Genomic DNA, 21,320 nt, shown 5'->3' with positions numbered 1-21,320 from the left:
ATTTGATAGCTGATGATTTTAATGTGTCGCCTGATAAGCTTCGATCGCTTGCCTTACATTGCCAAATTGTTCCAGCAAAACCGCCGCATCTTCTTCTGTAGCTCCTGTCTGATCCATGATGATCCGCACGCCACGACCGACCAATTTATGGTTTGATAGTTGCATATCGACCATTTTATTTCCCTTCACACGCCCAAGCTGAATCATGACCGCCGTGCTAAACATATTTAATACAAGCTTTTGTGCGGTACCAGATTTCATACGGGTAGAACCCGTCACAAATTCAGGCCCCACAATAACCTCAACAGGATACTGTGCAATTTCAGCAATCGGAGAACCACCGTTACAGACAATACATCCTGTTACCAGCCCCCTCTCGTTTGCGGTCTTCAGACCACCGATGACATAAGGTGTGGTACCCGACGCAGCAATACCGATAACGACATCATTTTCGTCTATATCATATGCTTCCATATCCTTCCAAGCCTGTTCCAGATCATCTTCCGCAAATTCCACGGCTTTGCGGATCGCAGTATCCCCGCCTGCAATTAACCCGATAATCCACTCAAATGGCACACCATAAGTCGGAGGCAATTCAGATGCATCTAAGACTCCCAGTCGACCACTTGTACCAGCTCCAATATAAAAAGTCCGACCACCAGCCTTCATTTTCTCCACAGTAACCTTAACCAATGCTTCGATCTGAGGAATAGACCTTTCAACAGCTAGCGGCACAGATTTATCCTCGTTATTGATATTAGTCAATAATTCATGTACAGACATCTTGTCCAAATCCTGATAATTCGAATCTTTCTCCGTTGTATTAACCATTCTTAATATATATTGTATTTCTTAATTCAATAAACCGGGTATATCCACTATTTGATAACCTCTCTTTTTTAATATATTGATCATATCATCCAAATGATGATACAATTTATCTTTCCGTCTTTCATCCGTCCCCATATGGACCAAAATCATAAAACCATTCAGGCCGAACTTCTCTTCATACGACCAAAGTCCCTCCAAAATCGCAATGGAGGACAGATAACGTTCACCCATTTCTGGATAGCTATAATCTGCGGCAGTCCGTATTCCGGGCGTGTAATTGATTGAAGATAACCCTATTTCCTTTGCCCATGCTACCGTCTGGCTATTATACCATTCATAAGAAGGAATATAATAATGCAGTTGACATGTATCAATCCCCGAAAGTGCCAGCTCATCCACATTGGTCTTCAAATCCCGCAGAAACGAATCCCGGCTGACCAGCAATTCATCCCGACTCCCCCAATCACTGATCAGGAGATGCTTATCAGAATGCCCTGACACCACATGCCCATCTTTTAACATCCTTCGAACATAAGGCTTGAAAACTGCATTCCGCAGGTAGTCCCCCGTAAGGAAAAAGTTCCCTTTCACATGATGCCGCTTTAAACTATTCAAAACCGCATCCGTCCCCTCCGATAAATCGTGCCCCGTAAAAAGTAGGGCCACTTTTTTCACTGTAGAATCGCCGCGGACAATAGCCCCGAATACATCCCTGTTTACTTTTTTCCCACAGGCTCCTCCAATGCCTTCCCTTCTTTAGCCGCTAGCAAGTAGATCAATGAAGCCGTTCCATCCATAGTAGGCTCATTGGTGCTGTAGTCACCATAATCGTCATGATAGACGGCAAGGTCACTCTGAAATTCAGCATAACTATCGGGATTATTCAGCTTTATACCGATCAGGTTCCGATAAGTAGATGCCATGATCGGGCCATCCACCAGTCCACCGTCAATCGGGTGCTTACCCAGATAGGTAAAAGCAGAATGCGGATCAACCGGAGTATCACCCCGGGAGGGAAGTCCGTATACCATGCTTGTCCCCCATGGATTCGCACCAAAGAGCCAGTCAAAGTTTGCCTGTTCCAGTTCATCAAACTGATTATCTCCTGTCAGCTCTTTATACCAAAGGCATTGCATGGCGAACGAAACAGTTAGATTGTTACTGCACCAGATAAAAGGAACCCCTCTCAAAAATGCATTTTGCTCCGCACGTTTATTAACCTCTTCAATACCTTGCCTATAATATGAAACAATCTCCTCGCGATCCTGTCCTTTTAATTTTTTTGCTAATTCATAATGTCCCAAGTTGATAAAAGGATACCACTGATAATGTGCAGCTGTATCTGTTATCATCCAGGGTGTTATTTTTTCCTGCCTGGCATACTGCATGGCCTCCTCGGCAAACTTGTTTTTCTTTGTTGCCGAAAATCCCATTGCTGCCGCCAGCTGTATATCATCCACCCAATTGTCTTCCGCATAGATATAGGGTGATTTGACCGAAACCGTCTGTGTCACCCCAGGTTTTATATTTGCATATGCATAAGCTGTCTCCGCTTTCTGTGACAGCAATTTTGCATATTTTTTATCCTCTTTCCCAAAAAGCACAGATCCCAAACGGAAAGCACTGCTAAACTTCCCAGCTGTAGAACTTGTCCCTGTGGTGTTATTCATAAACTTGCCCCTTTGTTGCGGTTCGCCATCTATAAAATACACCGGGCGTTCAAATCCACGGCCATAATACGGATCTTCTTTAGGCATACGCATACTGGCATGATCCCTGTCATCCGCGATCTGATTGTACATCTGATTCGCCTTTGGATGCATTTTCAACAACCAGTCCAGTCCCCATTTAGCCTCATCCAACACATCAGCACGACCGTTCTTTCCATCTAAGCCATTGGCCTGCTTTTGATCCGCAAATACCTGTGGAAAGTCCCGATAGGCCGCCAGTAGATGAAACGTCGCATTTGCCGAGGTGGTTGCATACTGCAAATAGTCGGAAGCGTCATGCCATCCTCCACCAGCATCAATACGTGAACTATCCGCAATCCCCACCTTACCAGCATACAGCGTAAAACCATCGTGCGTATGACAGCTATCCTTCAAAAAAGGATTGAACAATGTCCGTTGTTGACGCATGTAGCGCAACACAAAATCTGCCGCCCCCCTATAAATATCAGGCGCAACTCTAAAGTCAGGAGATTTAACCTCCCCGACCTGGATGAAAAAGCGTCCGGTATCCTGCATGGCCGAGAAATCAAATCGAAAACTCTGAACAAAAGGGCCATAGGCACCAAAATCCTTCCCTACTGGATGAATATATACCGTTTTACCTGTCTGTGCATTTTTAACTTCAAAAGAACGAAGCTGCCTGATTGATTTCCCGCCCCATACCGCGACCTTTTTTCCTGTCGGAGTATAGCCTAATTGGTTTATTCGAATCCAAGCATTTTGCTGTGCTTCCGCAAAGTTACAAACAAAACATGCAAAAACAAGCAAAAAAGCTTGACGTAAATTTAAGAAGTTTAGACATTCTTTTATCATAATAAGGCATTTATTTTTAATAAAATCAACTCAAACGGTTGTTTAGAATCGCAAAGAAACTATTTTCCCATCCATCGTACTCGCAACAACCTCATTATTACCATGTATGGCAACAGGATTGACCATACCATTGGAAATTTTATACTGCCAGGTAACCGCGCCTGTTTTTGCATCTACAGCCGAAAGCAAACCCGAATGACTCGGCACAAACACCAATTTACGGTTTGTTTTAATTGCCGAAGGCGTCAATTCATAAGGCAATTTTAGTTTTGCTTTCCAAATTACGTCCATTTTATCATCTGAAGAAGAAATCCCCAACAGATCGCCGTCCATTGTCTTTACGTACACCTGCTTTTTATTCACCGCTAATCCCATAGACTCCCGCACACGGATGGTATCTTTCTTTTCGCGCCAGATAACAGCACCATTCTTTGCATCCAAAGCAGTCATAAAGCGATCAGGCGCAACGACAAAAACACGGTTATTCACCCCGACAGGATTACAGGCAGCAGCTGAAAACATCCGATTCGCGTGTCCGTTATTCCATTCCCAGGATAATGTTCCAGTTTTTGCATTCAATGCATAAAACCCATTCCCCCAGGAGCCAAAGATCACATTACCCAAATAATACGTTGGCAAAGTAGACACAAAACCCTTGACCTCATCAAAACTCCATTTTAACTCCCCAGTCTTTACATCCAAGGCCCTAAATTTACCATCTGAGCCTCCGATAAAAGCAACACCATCCTGAATTAAGGGTGACCCCAAGACAGCTTTATCTGTTTGCACCTTCCAGAGGAGTTTTCCATTTTCCGCATTGACAGCATATATAAAGTGATCCGAAGAACCGGCTACAACAATACCCTTCCAAACTGCTGGTGTGGAGTAAACTTTCCCTCCAGTCCTGTAAGACCAAAGTTTTTTACCAGATCTAAGATCCAGCGCAAAAATATCCCCAGCAGTATTTGAAGTAATTACTTTGTTTTTATCAATGGTCAGTCCAGCACCTATGTCGCTTGCATCTTCGAACGTCCAGTTTACACGAACAGCACCCGCATATTTTTCATTGACAGCATAACTTGGCCGTGGATAAACAGCCGTTTCTTTATCATAATGATGATCGAATAAAGGTACCTCCAGCCAAGGTTTTTCTTGCGTCCCTACACCTGGATTACGCTCCTGATAAATAGCCTTACCATCACCTATAGTAACAATATTATAGCCGCCGACAGGTTTATTTGCCCGTAGATTTGATCTTCCCATCACGCCAGGAATACCCTCCCAGTCGTAAGCCTTATTCGAATGCCCATGCCCACAGAACGCCAATTGAACATTTCGTGTCTTGACACGTTTTAATGCATCAAACCAATTGTTCAGCGAGGAATCCTGTGGATAATGGTTAATATAAATTAATGGTGTTTGTCGGTCCGGGTTCGCGGCAAAGATAGAATCCATCCATACTAGATTTTCACGCGGGATCTGACCGGGACTCATCCGCATATTTGGCCCCGAATTAGTCCCAATAAATTCATAGCCTTTGTGTTTGAAGAAAAAAGTCTCCCCACCAAAGACCGTACGAAAGGTATTGGCGCCATTTTCGGACCAGTTTCCATCATGATTGCCCGGGATTACATACCAGGGCAGCTGCAAACTATCCAAAATCCGTTTTGCTAGTTTAAGTTCTTGATCAGCACCAAATTCGGTGATATCTCCGGAGAGAATAACAAAATCAATGTCTTTCAATGTATTAAGATCCTTTACAGTACGTCGCAGATCTTCCGCTCCTGTTGCACCACCGACGTGGGTATCCGTCACATGGGCAAATTTAAAGGATTGCGCAAAGGAGAAGTTGAAAATGCATAATAATGCAATAATAACAGCAGTAAACTTCGGTTTCATGGATTAAGTTTTCTTAAAAATAGCGTTTTTATGCATAAAATAAAAATATTAACGCATTTTTATGCATGATAATTTTGATACAAAAAATGATTATCTATTGAACCAAATAATAAAAAGCCTTGTCNNGACAAGGCTTTTTATTATTTGGAATCAAATTACCAACCCTTCGTTTGGGTCAATTTATATCCTTTAGCTGAATACTCGTTCACCTGCTCCAAACCCACTGGTGAAATATAAGAACGCTCAGTAAACGGCTCCCGATTTTGCACATCTTCAACACGATAGTAACCAACTAGCTTATCGCCATTTGTACCATCATAAGCAATGACATCACCATGAATATCCACAACTTTCAATAATCCCTTTTTACTATCGACCAATAAAGCAGGCATATCCTGCTTCACATTAATCCACGGTCCCAAGAAATAATCGCCATTTTTACTAAAATCCATGTAGTTCAATTTTTTCCACCGTTTAATATCCAATAAACGTAAGCCTTCAAACACAAACTCCATACGACGCTCACGTCGTATTTCCCACATTAGCGGTGAGACATCCGCATCTCTGGCAACATCGTTAGCAATTGAACCAACCTGTAAAGGAGCCGTTTTTGATACCCCTTTTGCTAAAGCAGCTGCATCTAATGGGCGATTGCGAATGGCATTAATAGACTTATCAATATCTGCCTGAGTTACCGCAGCACCCCCAAAACCCTCTGCTAGAATTTGCTTTGCCTCTACCCAGTTCAAAGCCACTTCCGCCAAACGAATCACAGGAGCGTCCGAAGTATTTGTATTCGACCCCCAGGCAGCAGGATATGTTTTGCCGAGATAAGTCAACGCTTCGCGAGAAGCAAACTTAAACGCATAGAATAGCGTTGCTGAAGAAGTCAATGGCTTTTCGTAAAACGTTGCTTCGAAGCGCGGGTCACGGCTCACAGCAAGGTCTTTAATTGTAAAACTACTGGCATTCGCAGTTGAAGACGCCTGCCAAGGCTTACCATCATTACATATAAAAGATTTTATCAGAACCAAATTCGCCGCATTTCCTTGCCCCTCTGTACCATTACTATACGAACCCACACTATGTGTGGTACTTTTGGTTGCATCATAAGCGCGATACATAATAACTTCCTTATTAGCACTCAGATCATCTGACGCAAATAAACTCTTAAAATCGCTCGTAAAACTATACGCTCCAGAATTCATAACAACCTCAGCAGCCTTCTGTGCCATTTCCAGATATTTCTTCGCCCGATCCTTATCCAGATTATGATAATACAGAAACGACCCTTCAAACAACATCAGACGAGAGATAAAAGAAGCGGCAATATATTTATTAAGATATTGCTTACCGTCGTTTGTACGCATATTATCCAATACGTATTGAAAATCATCATACACATGATCCATCACCACGGTCCGGCTATCACGATCTTTATACATCAGATCTAATTCGGTATCTTTTAACTCCTTGTCATAGTAAGGCACATCACCAAACACTTCAACTAGGCGACTATATTCAAACCCTCTAAAGAAACGAGCCACAGCCATCCAATGACGATAAGTTTCATCATTAATATTGGGCTTGGTTTTACTTTCGATCCGATCAATAAAAATATTTGCTTTTCGCACGTATGCAAAATTCCACGTTGGACCAGAATACTGACGCAACATATCAGGCAGTTCTAAAGCTGCAATAGTTGACCCGGTTGCTCTCCTTGAAGTAGGCACCGTATTCTCAAAATTATCTTGAATATTTTTCTTGGTTAAATCATCCGCGAAATTATAACCCGTCACTGGGGCATAAGCTGTAGCAAAACCCGTATTATAACCTGTAAAATAGTTGGGATAAAATCCATTTGCGTACAACCTTAACGCCAACTCATTCCCCCAACCTTTTTCGTCCTCCAAACTTGTTTGCTGATCACGATTAAGGACATCTTTATTACAGGATGATAACACCAAAGCAGCTCCAAGCGCCAGAAATGCTATTTTCTTTGTAAATTTCATTGTTGTAAATTTTAAAAATTAACTTGAACACCAAATGACACCGACTTAAACATAGGCGTACCTACACCAGTTCGCCCCGAGTTATAATTGGTTTCATTGAAGATTGAAAAACCATTGATGGCCTCTGGGTCCACCGGAAGACCATTTAACTTATCAAACGTAAAGAAGTTCTCCAACGATGTATATACGCGCGCCGTTTTGATAAATGCTTTTCTTGTCAATGAAGCTGGCAATGTATAGCCCAGCGTAATGTTTTTAACACGCAAGTACGACATATCCAACAAATAACGCGATTGTTTCACCATATTATTTGCATCATTACTAGCCGCATTATTATAAGCACGAGGATAAAATGCATTTATATTATCGGCTGACCAGAAGTTATCCGCAATCGCAGAAGGCATAGCACCATCCGACGCATTATAACCAGGAATTGTCAAGAAACCATTGCCCCAGATCTGGCGCTTACCAACCCCCTGCATGAATGCTGAAAAGTCAAAGCCCTTAAAATCTAAGCCTAGGCGGAAACCATACTCATAGCGCGGAGTTTCATTACCGATAATCTCCATGTCACCGTGATCTTCAACTGTTCCTGCCCCGGAATTGATTTGTCGATCACCATTCAGATCAACAAATTTCACATCACCCGGACCAAACTTAAAGTTGCTACTTGTAGGAAACGTATTATATGCTCCATTTGGATCAGAAAGCTTATTCATTATTTTTCCGGAAACGTCAGTCGTAACGAGCTTACCATCGGAACCATATACGAAATCTGATGCCTGGTACAATCTATCTGTACGATAGCCCCAAATTTCACCAACATCTTTACCGTTATAATATCCAGAGATGACCCTTGTGTTTGTATATTGCAAAATACTTGTTTTTGCATCCGACAATGTTCCTCTTAGATTAAAACCAAGCCCATTTTCAAAACGGTGATTAAAATCCAACGCCAATTCCCATCCCTGCGTACGCAATGCGCCAAAGTTACTTTGTGGAGCCGGCGCACCAAACGTAGCACTCACATCCCCACTTGGAACGATCATATTTTTGGTATCACGTCTATACCAGTCGAAAACCAAACCAAATTTATTTTTGAACATGCGCATATCTACCCCCACGTCCGTGGTCTCAATACGCTGCCACCTCAACGAGCTTCTTACAGCAGAAGGTGTCCCAATACTATAATAACGGCTACCATCTGCCCCCAACCAGGCTATATCTCCCGGAATCATAGTTGAAGTATATAAGCTTGGCAATACCGTCTGATCACCAATTGAACCCCATGACCCCCTAAATTTCAACTGATTCAGTGCAGGCTTTGCCCATTCCATAAAATTTTCCTCCGATGCTACCCAACCTGCGGAGAAAGACGGAAACCATTGCCATTTCAAATCCTTCGGAAATTTAGACGACCCATCGTAACGAATATTTGCTTCAACCAAATACTTGTTTTTATAAGCATAATTCACACGGCCAAAATAACCCAATTGAGCCTCCCAAGCAGCATCACCCTTAGCCAATTGTGCAGACGTATTAACCCCGAAACCTAATTGAGGGTTTTGAATATCCAATAGATTAAATGTCTGCGAAGAGTTCATGTTATAATCCAAAGTCACACGGTTAATACCACCTATAAATTTGAATTCATGATCATCATCCAAATTTAGATTATATGTTGTAAATGCATTGATCGTATTATTACGACGAGCACCAGATGCCCTTAAATAATGATCCGGATTTGCTCCATTAGCTGTATAAGTATAATAATTCAAATCATAAGCGGGCATCGCTCCATTCACCCCCGCTGCAACCAACTGACCATCTGAATTTACGTAAATCGGGTTCCCCGAAGCATCTTTTCTTGCTACACCAGCGACCCAAGAATCCGCGGCAGTAAAACGTGTACCTGGCTGCGTCGTGATTTCCTCCTGATTAGAGAAGGTATAATCAAAATCCACTTTCCAGTTTTTCATGATGTTTACTGTAGCCCCCAAATTCAAATTGATATAATTATTTTGAAAACTTGCCGTATTTGCAGACGAAGTCTCACTCCATGGACTACGAATCATTCGACCATTTTCATCATAACCCATTGGATATAAAGAACTCCAGCGGTAAAGATACAACCACGGATCTGCAGTAGTTGAATTGGTCGTATAAGGGTATTCTTTTTTACGACGCGACACCATAGCACCACCGCGGACTGTCAAATATTTATTGATCTCAGAAGATAAACGCAATGCCGCATTAGTCCGATTGAATTTATCATGATCTGTTGTTTTCATCATACCGGACTGACTCAACAAACCCATACTCAGATTATACTGGGTCTTTCCAGATGTTCCCGAAATACTCAAGTCGTGCTGCGAGGTAGGAGCAGCTTTGCGAATCATATAATCTTCTACATTATATGTACGCACACCATATTTTTTCGTAGGCTCGGCAGGATTTACATACCAGTCACGACCATAAACGGTCGGATCATTTGCCCCGATGGATCCGCCATATTTTTGTTTCCAATCTAAAGCACGCTGGTAGCTTTCGCGATTAATTTTATAAAAAGCACCCGTTTCAGATTCTCCAACACGCTCCGCAGCCTCCAAAGAATATTTTAAAGCATTAACATCCCCCATATTATAATCCACCGCCGAATTCTGGAAGGAAAAATTATTAGAATAGTTGATATTAAACGTATCTCCACCTTGGGCTCCTTTCTTCGTTGTAATCAACACAACACCAAACGCGGCCTTAGCACCATAAATAGATGCTGCAGCAGCATCCTTTAAAACTGAAATAGACTCTACATCAGCAGGGTTAACAAGCTGAATACTAGGGATCTCTACATTGTCAAGCAAAATAAGAGGACTAGACCCACCTGCAATAGATCCCATTTGACCACGAATTTTCATTACCGGATCGGAACCGACTTCTCCACTTGGCACCACCACAGTCAACCCGGGTGTTGTACCTTGAATACCACGCCCAACATCCGCAATAGCACGGCCTTGAAGATTATCTTTCACACTAATTGTAGATACAGCTCCGGTCAGATTACCTTTCTTTTGTGTACCATAACCAACAACAACGACCTCTTCCAAGGATTGATTGTCATCAAGCAAGGTCACATTAAGCGTAGTCGAAGTCACAGTGACATCCTGTGAAATATACCCTACGGATGAAAAACGCAATTTACTCCCCACAGCAGCCGTAATCTTGAAATGCCCCTGCGCATCGGTTTTAGTAGACGCACTTCCGCCAATGACAGAAACGCTTACTTCTGAGACTGGGCCTTTTCCATCCGTTACAGTACCTTGCACTGTATTTTGAACCGTAGTCTTCGATGAAGAGCGAAGAAGAGCGCTCGATAAGTTAGAGCTACTCAAAGCGCCTTCTTTCTTTACGAAAGAATAGGATTCAGAAGGAAAACTCAATCCAAGAGCAACAGAAAATAGTACAAATTTTCTCATTGATTATAGAGTTTTAAAATAAATGATTTTAGTTAATATTGTTAGTTATTCGTTATTCAAAATCGTTGTACAGCAAGTACTTTTTACGCATTTCTTTGTAAACCTTCAAGTCAGTAGCCCAAGAATCCCGGATCTGCACCTCGGACTCCCCCGCAATAATTTGCTTGCGCAGTTGATCTGTGCCAGCCAGCTTGTCAAAAAACTCAGGTCTCGCAAAAAAAGTGGACTTGTCTGGTGTTTTCTGATAGAAGTCTAAAAGATATTTTAGTGTAAATTTTTGATTATCAGGATTCAGATCACGCAGATCTATACCGTAGTTTGTCGCGCCTTTTCCTTCCACATGCTTCGACATACCATGTCGCTCTCCTGGAGTAAAAGTGAAAGACCCATAGACTGGATTTGTATAGCCCAGCACTTGGAAGGGCCAGTCCGTACCACGGCCTACAGAGATATCCGTACCTTCAAACAAGCATAAAGACAGATACAGACGCACGGAAAGCTGATTAGGTAAACTCGGAGATGGAATTACAGGCAAGTCATACATCTTCTTATGGTCCCAGTTTTGAACTTTTATGATCTCTAGGTCAGCCTGACGCCCATTCTCCAACCATTTTTCCCCATTGATCATCTGCGCGAGTTCACCAATGGTCAAACCGTGGATCATAGCAATTTTATGCCAGGAAACGTCAGACTTAAATTTATCGTCGTGCCGCACAGGACCATCTACCTGATCACCGTTTGGATTGGGACGATCCAGCACAATCAACTTCTTATTGTGCTTTGCGCACAACTCCATAACACGGTGCAAGGAAGTAATATACGTATAGAAACGTGCACCGACGTCTTGTAAATCAAAAATCATCACATCAATGGAATTGACAATTGAATCTTGTTTTTTATTTCCTCCATACAGGGTAAACAAAGGCAATCCAGTTTTTTGATCCACATCATTACCAAATTTCTCTCCACGTTCAACATTACCACGAAAACCATGCTCTGGAGCAAAGGCAAACTTCAGATCCACTTTATTTTCAAGCAGAATATCCACTAAGTGCCTTTTATCCACCCCCACGATGGAAGTTTGATTCCCCATAATACCAACTTTCTTACCTTTTAGCTGCGGTAAATAAGACGATAATTGATCAGCTCCGGGAGTAACAGCAACACCAGCAATATCGTTCACAGTGCCAATCGCATTCTTATCGCCCACCTGAACAGATCTTCGTGTTTGACCACAAGAGGCTAGAGAAAGAAGAGAGACCACACAGGTTAACATTAGTAAGGTATATTTCATCATAAATAGACTATTTGCTCATACATAAATGCAGTTTTATGCATGAATAATTGAAAATCAGAATAAAAGTAAGTAGAAGTTTTCGTTTTTAAAACAAAATTCCTTATAAAAACGCAAAAGAAAGTAAGTGAACACTTACAAATAATAAAAAAAAGGAGTGTTAAATCCGCAACTTGGAAAGCAAAAAAAAATCAATCTTAAAGACACATAAGCCTTATATACAGATAATTAAAAGCAATACATTATTTAATTATCTATATATAAAACAACAGAAAAAAATAGCAAGATTTATATTTAACAACTCTTTAACAATACAGCATGACACGGCAAACCTGCAAAGTATATAATAAGGCTGTCACATTAAGCACATGCCCTCACTGTTTGCGCAAAAAAAAGCAAACAGCTTATAAAATCCGATTTTATAAGAGAAAGTCAAATTAAGGCAGAGGGTTTAATTTCAGGTTAGCAAGATGTTTTCTCAATCGCTGCATAAACTTATCCCCCGGATCATCTTTTCCAGTGATATATTTTGGATCAGTTTCTTTCCACCAGGAAGTCTTTTTAAAACGCTGGTACTCATGATGACCGATCACATATTCAATGGGATACATCTTACTGAGGTAACGAATAAGTTCTTCATTTGCTTTTAATTGGGCATCAGTCAAGGGATTCTGACGGCTACCTATATTCTCGATACCGATCGCACAGTAGTTGAGTCCAATAGTATGTCGGGCAAAAATTGTGTCGGGCAAAAATTGATAGATCGTTCCATCACGGTCAATGACATATTGGGAAGAGACATTTAGGGCACTGGCTTTTGTCAGTTCGGGTCTTCCCGGCAGTTTCACCGGATTGAACGTGTTGAATGTTGCTTTCACACTATTGTTTGCAGTCCAGTGAACGACAACCATTTTTGGCTGTATTGTCGGTGCAGACTGGTTTAAACCATGCCTATTTTTCAAATAATCCAGGGATAATTGTATACGCTCCTGATTCCAAGTGATCGGCTTTTGAACTATTTTGGGCGATTGAGCAAACAAAACTGTCGCAAACAGACAGTAAAAGAATAACAAAAATGATCTCATCATACAAATCTAATAATTTTAAAATTTAAGCGGACAACCACAACACCAGTAAAAAGGCTTGAAGAAAACCTTCAAGCCTTTAAAAAGATCTAAATTTTGTTACTTTTTGTCCCACCAAATAGGTTCGTTCAAATAAGTAGGAAGTTCAGCAGTAGGCGCAGCTTTTATCAACTGAGCTTTATTAAAATTCAGTTCATAACTAGCCATAGCGAAACGGCGCGGCCAATCTGTTGGATTTGGATAAGATTGAGTATACACATGGGGCACTCGTTTAAACCCTTTGTAGACACCCAATTGTTCATTGTAATTTCCATTTCCATCAGTACAATAATCCATCCTGCGCAGATCCACCCATTGTTCAGGAGAATAAGATAATGCAATATACTTCTGAATCATCACATGACTCATCGTTAACTTATTAGCATCCTGCACGACAGAAGAACTATTTAAAAATTTAGTAATTTCCGATACTCCAATACCCATTAATTCCATATGAATCTTTACACCCTCTTTATAAGCCAATAAGGCCAAGTCCTTCTGCCCCTTTCTCAACCGAATTTCCGCCTCAATAAATTTCATTTCTGCACCAGTCACAAATAATCCCTTTGATCCTTTGTGATTGTACCAAGTTCCAGTTGACAAAACACGTCCGTTAGCCGCCTTACTCTCCCTCAGGGCGATATAAATAGAATCTTTATTTGTGAAGGAATTGGTCTTTTCTGTATAAGTATATGAAGCTGGCCCGGATAACACTATATTCGAACTCATATCTACTCCTTTAGTAAATCTAAAACTACCATCTTTTTCCTGAGATTGAGGGATCAGCAAAGAATAACGAGGATCCAACATATTATTATTTCCACTTGGCGCTCCTGTATAATTATTGGTGATATAATCAATATAAAGCTGCGTAACCCGTGTTGATGCAGAAGTATTCACATATTGCAAGGCTGCTTTATCAGTATTATCTGATGATACATTTGGGTCATCCACATATTGATAAACCGTGGATTCAGCGGCAGTTTTTGCTGCTTTTTCTAAAGCCTCCAAAATAGCATCAGGATTATAAGTAGATTTTTTATTTAAGTGCGACAAAAATCTAGCCTTTAAACCATAGGCTAACTTAATCCATTTATTTACATCCCCAGCATTATAAGTATCTCCTTTTGACAGAGGCGGAGCAGCTGGTCCTTGTGTTTTATTTAAATCACTGACGGCCTCATCCAGCAACGGTATAATTTGACTATAAATATACTCCGCATCATCAAAACTAGGTGTAATATTATCCGCTTTGTCAAAATCTTTATAGGGCGCCAGACCATAAAAGTCTGCAATATATCCAAAACCCCAAGCTTTCATAATTTTTCCTACACCAATATAATGGTAAGCCCCGACTTTCTCCGCTGCAAGCGCCATTGGTTCTAAGTTAACAGCTGTATTAACATACCAAGCTTGCCAGGGCCAATTCGCAGCAGACGCATCAGAAAACCAACGCGACAAATTATAATTTCTAGCCGAACCACTATATACGTTGGCTAGTTGCTGTGTAATATGTGCCGCTCTTGTCCCCCCGCTTTCATAAGCATCTGCAAATTGAGCTAAAATAGAGGGCAACCGCTGATCTGCAGCTGGCACTGTTGAGTTAGCCGTATTTGGATTATCATTAATATCCAGCCATTTGTTACATGATGATAATATCAATGCACCTACAGAAATTATATATACAATTTTTTTCATCTCTTTAGAATTTTAGATTAACACCAAATGTAAATCCCGCTGTGGAAGGAACACCTGCATAGTCGATTCCAACCGACCCCGAACCAGTAACTCCCGCCCCTGCAGCACTCGTTTCAGGATCAACCCCTTTATAATTTGTCAACAGCCATAAATTAGTCCCAGTCAACGTAAAAGAAGCGCCTCTAATGTATTTAGATTTCGTGAGAATATCCTTTGGAAGTGAATAAGTCAACGAGGCAGAGCGTAAACGGAACCAATTTACATTTTGCACAAAATTTGGAGTATGCTTTGAGTATACATCTTTATAGTACACTTCAGATGCAACGACATCCCTTTCTATATGCTCATATTGTTTTGTATTCGGATTTAATGACATACCAGAAAAATGAATAGTTTCTCCCCTATTTTCAGTCACTTTACTCATACCATTCACAGTCATTAAATACTCGCTAGCATTGTAAACATCACCACCTTTTCTAAAATCAAAAAGAAAATTCAGATCCCAATTTTTATATTTAAAACTATTATTAAAACCCCCAATAAAGTCTGGCTCCCTATTCCCGATATAAGTTGTTGTCGAAGTAGAGGTCAAAGGCATCCCAGTATTGTAATCGAGCAACAAGTTTCCATGCTCATCTGTTTGCCACTTGGAACCACTTATTGCCATAAAATCTCCGTTATTATACGAAGCTGCTTTACCAGTGCCTACCTGCACATCGGTTACGTATAAAATATCCAACCCCTGTAATAGATCTTTCACCCTTCCATTATTATGAGACAGATTTAACATCGTAGACCATTCAAAATTCTCATTTTTTACGGGAGAACCAGACAACGACAATTCAAAACCCTTATTCTCCAATTCACCTATGTTATAGTAACTAAGGATATAGCCAGTTGCGTTGGAAACACGCGGCTGAAGGATCTGATTTTTGGACAAGGTATTATAATAAGTAAACTCCAAGCCTATACGGTTTTTCAAAAACTTCAAATCGGTACCGACCTCAAATGAGTTTGTTTTTTCTGGAATCAGTTGATCATTACCTCTGGTCCAATTATTTCTGAATCCACCGCCAATGGTAAGTTCAGGCCCAAATAGATACGTATTGGTCACATAAGGATTGGTATCTTTACCTACCGACGCCCATGAAGACCGAATTTTACCATAACTTAAGATATCGTTTTTCTCAAATAATTCAGTAAAAATTAAGCTTCCTGAAACTGAAGGGTAGAAAAATGAACGATTATTTTTTGGTAATGTTGATGCCCAGTCATTACGTCCCGTTACACTAATATAAGCTATACCTTTGTAACCAACTCTAAGATCACCATAAATTCCCATTAACCGTCTGTTCATGAAATTTTGGTTAAAATACTGATCCGCATGATCTGCATTGTTCAAACTTTCAAACCCCTTCAAAACAAAGTTTTCAGCACGCAATGAAGTAGATTTTGTCTTCCAATCTTCAGCGGTCTGCCCTAACAATAAATTAAAATCCCAATCATTGATCTGTTTTTTAAAATTCAACATCAAATTGCTATTTAGATATTGGTATTTCTTATCGGTATTAGACATCATACCATTTTGCCAAGCAATTTTAACACTCGAACCAGGATATAACATGGAGTTAAATTGACTGGTATAATTATCTATACCAAGCCTGTAGGTAATATCAAACCAATCTGTTACCTTAACATTGGTATAAACACTTCCCAACAACCGGTCGGTTTTATCAGATTGCGGGTTTTTGTTAATAGTCCAATATGGATTATCCGTGTTATTTTCTGGCTCCAAATTAGGTAGAAGATACTTGTTTGTTCCATCCGTATTCAGATAGTCATGCATATCGTAATTTCTAGGCCATATTAAAACACCCTCCATATAACCTGCACCACCTGCCCCCCAAAGACCAGAACCGGTCAATGTTTTTCTGGTATTACTATTTGAATATGAAGCATTTGCTCCGAAAGTAAAAATCCCTAGCTTCTGCTCTCCATTAAACCGAATAGTAGATCTTTTAAAATCGGTCGTCGGCACGACTCCTGATTGATATAGATTTGAGCCAGATAAATAAAAATTCCCTTTAGCATTTCCTCCTGAGACATTGAAGGAGTTATCAAACATATGTGCTGTTTGATAAAAATCCTTCATATTGTTATATACATTTTCACCAGCAAAAGGATCACCCCAAGATTCGATCGTTTCATCTATAAAAGACCCATTATAATAAGACCCCTTTTTAAATTTTGATTGTTGCTCAGGCAACTTGTTCACCCAATTTAATCCAAATCTTGAATTGATACCAACTGTTGTTGTTCCTTCTTGCCCCTTTTTAGTTGTAATCACAATAGCTCCCGCCGCTGCGCGCAAGCCATACAACGCCGCCGCCGCTGGCCCCTTCAAAACGGACATCGATTCAATATCCTCGGGATTGATATCTAATGCTCTATTCCCATTAGTTGTGGAAATACTTTGATTACCATCAAAGGCCGAATTATCTCCTTGGCCAGTAGAATTATCCATTGGAATGCCATCAATCACAAAAAGAGGTTGATTATCACGCTCAAGTGACGTCCCCCCACGAATTACGATATTAGCTGAAGCACCTGGAGCACCACCAGAATTGGTCACGTTAACACCAGCGATCTTTCCATTCAACGAATTGATTACATTAGGATTCTTATTCTTCATCAATTCATCAGACTTGATATCCTGAACAGCATAACCTAGCGCTTTCTTCTCTTTTTTAATCCCCATCGCCGTTACAACCACCTCTTCCAAGGCTTCTTCGCTCCCCGAAAGAGCAATGTTGACAGTACCATCTGCACCCACAAGCTGCTGTTTTTCTTTAGAACCAACGGCCCTAAAAATTAGAATATCTCCGGGCTCGGCTTTAATTGTGAAACTTCCATCTGGATTAGTTTGTGTACTGACAGGTTTACCTTTGATGCTTACCGTAACATTTGCCATCGATCCACCATCTGAGGCATTCGTCACTTTACCAGTAACTGTTTTGGTCTGTGCCCATAAACTGGTAGATAGCATCACTCCTGAGCAGATTAAGAGTAATTTTTTATTCATGGTATTTAGTTAGTTGTTCATAACTGATCATAACGGGAGATTCCAGCCCGAGGTTTTTACCAATTATATTACAATACTATAAAAAGTGACGTAGTTATGCAAGTTTATGCATAAGTATTTGGAAAAGAAATAAAAATAAACGAACTATCGCATACATCGACAACCAAAAAACCGATAAAGAAGCACCAAAAACACATAAAACCGCAAATTGTAGCAAAAAAAATACAAAACCATACCGAGAGATCATTTAAAACTCTATATTTATATCAAATAAAACCACAATAGGCGACCTATTGAACTAAAACCCCACTTTTATGATAAAACACTTACTAACCAGCAAAGTGCCTTATCGTTATTATGCGCTATTAATGATGCTTGGAGCAAGCTCCATGGCATTCGCACAGCAAAAGAATTACACGATAAAAGGCAAAGTCACCGATTCCCGCACCGGACAATCCGTCCCTGGAACAACCATCAAACTCAAAGGGACAAACCAGACCGTCAGCACCAATGCAAACGGCGAGTTTACCTTGACCACGTCTGTCAATCCCGGAAAGTATGATCTCCTGTTGTCCAATGTTGGCTATGCGCCGACCACCACCAGTATCGAACTGGGCAACCAGACAACCCTTATCCTCGCTCCGAGTCTGCAGGAAGACTTAGTGCGGATGAATGAGGTAATTGTCATCGGCAACACAGTTGGAACAAGCCGTAAAGTCTTGGGAAACGCAGTATCGACCGTCAACGCAAAAGATATTGCCAATAGTAATGCAACCTCCATTGACCAGGCCTTAACCGGAAAAGTCGCCGGCGCACTAATCTCTCAAAACTCCGGGAACCCTGCCGGCGGTATCAGCGTACAGTTGCGTGGCCCTAGTTCCATCGTTGGGAGTGGCAGTCCACTCTATATCGTGGATGGTGTTATTGTCAACAACTCTTCTGCGGAGCTATTGGACCTAGGTGGCTATAGTCAGAACAGATTGGTCGACATCAATCCCGCTGACATTGAAAACTTTGAGATTATCAAAGGTGCCGCAGCGGCGGCCATCTATGGTTCCCGGGCCAGCAATGGTGTCGTGCTGATTACAACAAAAAAGGGAAAAGAAGGAAAACCTACTTTTACCTTTAGCTCAAGCCTGAAAACCTCTTCTTTACGAAAAAAACTTCCGTACAACACCTATAACAAAACATTTGTCAATACAACCGCTACCGATCTGACGCAAACTGATGTCACAAGATACGACTACCAGGACAAAATTTTTCAGACCGGTATCGGCACCGATAATAACATTTCTATGTCCGGGGGTACGGCAGGTACAAAATACTATATCAGTGGCAATTACCTCAATAATCAGGGAATTATTAAGAATACGGATTTTACCCGTGGCGGACTCCGCGCACGTTTAGACCAAGACCTAAATTCCTGGCTAAAACTCGGTGCCGGAATGAATTACGTATATAGTCATTCCAATGAAATGCCCAATGGCGGCATGAATGAAGCCTATGGTGCATTGACTGGGTTTATCTTCAGCAATAATTTTATTAATCCCGAACGAGACCCAAACGGGAAATACCCTTCCACAACACCTGTCAATGTTGTTAAACGGACAAATCCATTGGAAGCGATCAATAATTTTAAATTCGCTCAACGTACAAGCCGCTTTATTGGAAATCTATCCTTACAGGCCAAACCGCTAGAGGGCTTAACATTGAATTACATCTTGGGATTTGACAACGCCAATTCTCTCGGGACAGCCTACATCCCACCAGGGAACACAACCCCATCCTACGAGCAGGGCTACGCACAGCGTGCAGACATCAGCACCTTCATGCTAAACAACGATTTTAATGCCTCTTACCAGACAAAGATCGGTGAATGGCTGGAGTCGACTTCCGGTGCGGGTCTAACTTTTCAAACTGAAAAAAACATGTCGACCAACATGAAGGCCACACAAATGGGATATGGCGGTGAAACAGTCAATAATGGCGTCGTTGTACCAACGGAACTCCGCTCTGATATGAATATTTTCGGGGCCTTCTTCCAACAGACATTCGGGATCAAAGAGAAACTATATTTAACAGGTGCTATTCGCTATGATATGTCCTCTGTTTTTGGAAGCGAGAATCGTAGCCAATTATATCCAAAGGTAAGCGGAAGCTATGTCTTATCCAATGAACAATTCTGGCAGAATTCGGCCATCAACAATGTTCTCTCAAGTTTTAAGATCCGGGCCTCTTATGGTCAATCGGGAAACCTTACCGCATTGAGCCCCTTCAGTAGATACACCAACTATTCGCCGCTGAACACTGGCGGCATTAATGGAATCATTCCCACGGACCTCATGGGCAATGAAGGAGTAAAACCCGAACGTCAGGAAGAGTTCGAAGTAGGGACAGACCTCAGCATGTTCCATGATCGTTTAGGGCTAGAGTTTTCCTATTATCGAAAAAATGTCAAAGACCTCCTTATGAACATCAACTTGACACCTTCCACAGGTTATATGTCCCAATACGCAAACATTGGAACAATGACCAACCGGGGGATGGAATTTCTATTGCGTGGGGTTCCTGTATTAAAAGAGAACTTCAAATGGAATATTACAGCTGTTTACTCCCATAACAAAAACGTCGTCAATAATGTCCCAGGAGGAATATTAATGTACACTGCCGGATTCGGACAAGTGGCTGCGGTCAACGGATCCCCCTTAGGAGCCTTCTACGCGACTTACTTTGCTCGAAATGAGGATGGATCCATTTATCACAATGCGGCTGGCCTTCCGACAACAGCCAAAGTTGGAAAAGACAACAATGGTGTCCCTACAGGCGCCACACTTAAAAAAGTCATTGGCGACCCTAATCCGGACTGGACTGGATCCTTGATCAACGAAATCAATATTGGATCAAGATGGACCTTCCGGGCCCAGCTTGATGCGGTAGTAGGTCAGGACGTATTTAATTTTACCAGACGTGTCGGTGACCGTGACCTATATGGTGGCCTTGCAGGCTATGAACCAGAATTGAGAGGTGAGGTTCCTAAAGGTACTTCAGCAGCATTATTCTCCATTATGGAAAACTGGATTGAAAAAGGATCCTTCGTCAAAGTAAGAGAAGTGTCAGCATCTTACAATTGGGCACGTCCAAACTCAAAGATTAAAAATATCCGTTTTTCTCTAGCTGGCCGCAATTTATTCTCTTTCGACAATTATAGCGGCTGGGATCCTGAAGTTAATGCTGCAGGCCAGAGCAATGCCGTCCGTGGATTCGATTTTGTCGAAGTCCCACTCCCAAGGCAGGTCATTGCAGGCGTTAACCTAACATTTTAACGTAACAACTATAGGATAACCATGATGTTTAGACACCCACA

At 41.3% G+C, this 21,320-nt stretch carries 11 protein-coding genes; 1 reads left to right on the top strand and 10 read right to left on the bottom strand.

Translation table 11 applies throughout. The features are described 5' to 3' along the window. Nucleotides 1-18: 18 nt before the first annotated feature. The 10 genes from murQ to B4G94_RS21160 form a co-directional block, all read right to left on the bottom strand. The gene (gene murQ / locus B4G94_RS21205; RefSeq protein WP_108634754.1) at nucleotides 19-831 is read right to left on the bottom strand and encodes an N-acetylmuramic acid 6-phosphate etherase; all 813 of its coding nucleotides are present in this window, start codon (nucleotides 829-831) and stop codon (nucleotides 19-21) included. 21 nt (nucleotides 832-852) lie between these two features. Then, nucleotides 853-1,506, bottom strand: coding sequence for a polysaccharide deacetylase family protein (locus B4G94_RS21200; protein ID WP_286861771.1), 654 nt, complete (start codon nucleotides 1,504-1,506; stop codon nucleotides 853-855). A 41-nt stretch (nucleotides 1,507-1,547) separates the two neighbouring features. Continuing rightward, the gene (locus tag B4G94_RS21195) at nucleotides 1,548-3,374 is read right to left on the bottom strand and encodes a glycoside hydrolase family 9 protein (RefSeq protein WP_286861770.1); all 1,827 of its coding nucleotides are present in this window, start codon (nucleotides 3,372-3,374) and stop codon (nucleotides 1,548-1,550) included. 42 nt (nucleotides 3,375-3,416) lie between these two features. Beyond that, the gene (locus B4G94_RS21190) at nucleotides 3,417-5,273 is read right to left on the bottom strand and encodes a PQQ-binding-like beta-propeller repeat protein (protein ID WP_286861769.1); all 1,857 of its coding nucleotides are present in this window, start codon (nucleotides 5,271-5,273) and stop codon (nucleotides 3,417-3,419) included. A 155-nt stretch (nucleotides 5,274-5,428) separates the two neighbouring features. Then, nucleotides 5,429-7,285 (bottom strand): RagB/SusD family nutrient uptake outer membrane protein, encoded by a 1,857-nt coding sequence (locus tag B4G94_RS21185; RefSeq protein ID WP_286861767.1) that lies wholly within the window; start codon nucleotides 7,283-7,285, stop codon nucleotides 5,429-5,431. Between the two features lie 11 nt (nucleotides 7,286-7,296). After that, on the bottom strand, nucleotides 7,297-10,758 hold the full coding sequence (locus tag B4G94_RS21180) for a SusC/RagA family TonB-linked outer membrane protein (RefSeq protein ID WP_286861765.1): 3,462 nt from the start codon (nucleotides 10,756-10,758) through the stop codon (nucleotides 7,297-7,299). 52 nt (nucleotides 10,759-10,810) lie between these two features. Continuing rightward, the gene (locus B4G94_RS21175; protein WP_286861764.1) at nucleotides 10,811-12,055 is read right to left on the bottom strand and encodes an exo-beta-N-acetylmuramidase NamZ family protein; all 1,245 of its coding nucleotides are present in this window, start codon (nucleotides 12,053-12,055) and stop codon (nucleotides 10,811-10,813) included. A gap of 434 nt (nucleotides 12,056-12,489) precedes the next feature. Beyond that, on the bottom strand, nucleotides 12,490-13,140 hold the full coding sequence (locus tag B4G94_RS21170) for an N-acetylmuramoyl-L-alanine amidase (protein WP_286861763.1): 651 nt from the start codon (nucleotides 13,138-13,140) through the stop codon (nucleotides 12,490-12,492). A 96-nt stretch (nucleotides 13,141-13,236) separates the two neighbouring features. Further along, nucleotides 13,237-14,874 (bottom strand): SusD/RagB family nutrient-binding outer membrane lipoprotein, encoded by a 1,638-nt coding sequence (locus B4G94_RS21165; protein ID WP_286861762.1) that lies wholly within the window; start codon nucleotides 14,872-14,874, stop codon nucleotides 13,237-13,239. A gap of 4 nt (nucleotides 14,875-14,878) precedes the next feature. After that, nucleotides 14,879-17,956 (bottom strand): SusC/RagA family TonB-linked outer membrane protein, encoded by a 3,078-nt coding sequence (locus B4G94_RS21160; RefSeq protein ID WP_286861761.1) that lies wholly within the window; start codon nucleotides 17,954-17,956, stop codon nucleotides 14,879-14,881. A gap of 314 nt (nucleotides 17,957-18,270) precedes the next feature. Here B4G94_RS21160 and B4G94_RS21155 point away from each other — a divergent pair, with 314 nt between their 5' ends. Next, complete coding sequence (locus B4G94_RS21155) at nucleotides 18,271-21,279, top strand: SusC/RagA family TonB-linked outer membrane protein (protein ID WP_286861759.1); 3,009 nt, start codon at nucleotides 18,271-18,273, stop codon at nucleotides 21,277-21,279. Nucleotides 21,280-21,320: the final 41 nt, after the last annotated feature.

Source organism: Sphingobacterium sp. UBA7625 (assembly GCF_002484085.1).
Taxonomy (GTDB): Bacteria; Bacteroidota; Bacteroidia; order Sphingobacteriales; family Sphingobacteriaceae; genus Sphingobacterium; species Sphingobacterium athyrii.
The sequence above is the reverse complement of the archived record's forward strand: the minus strand, read 5'-3'. Positions and strand labels throughout refer to the sequence as shown.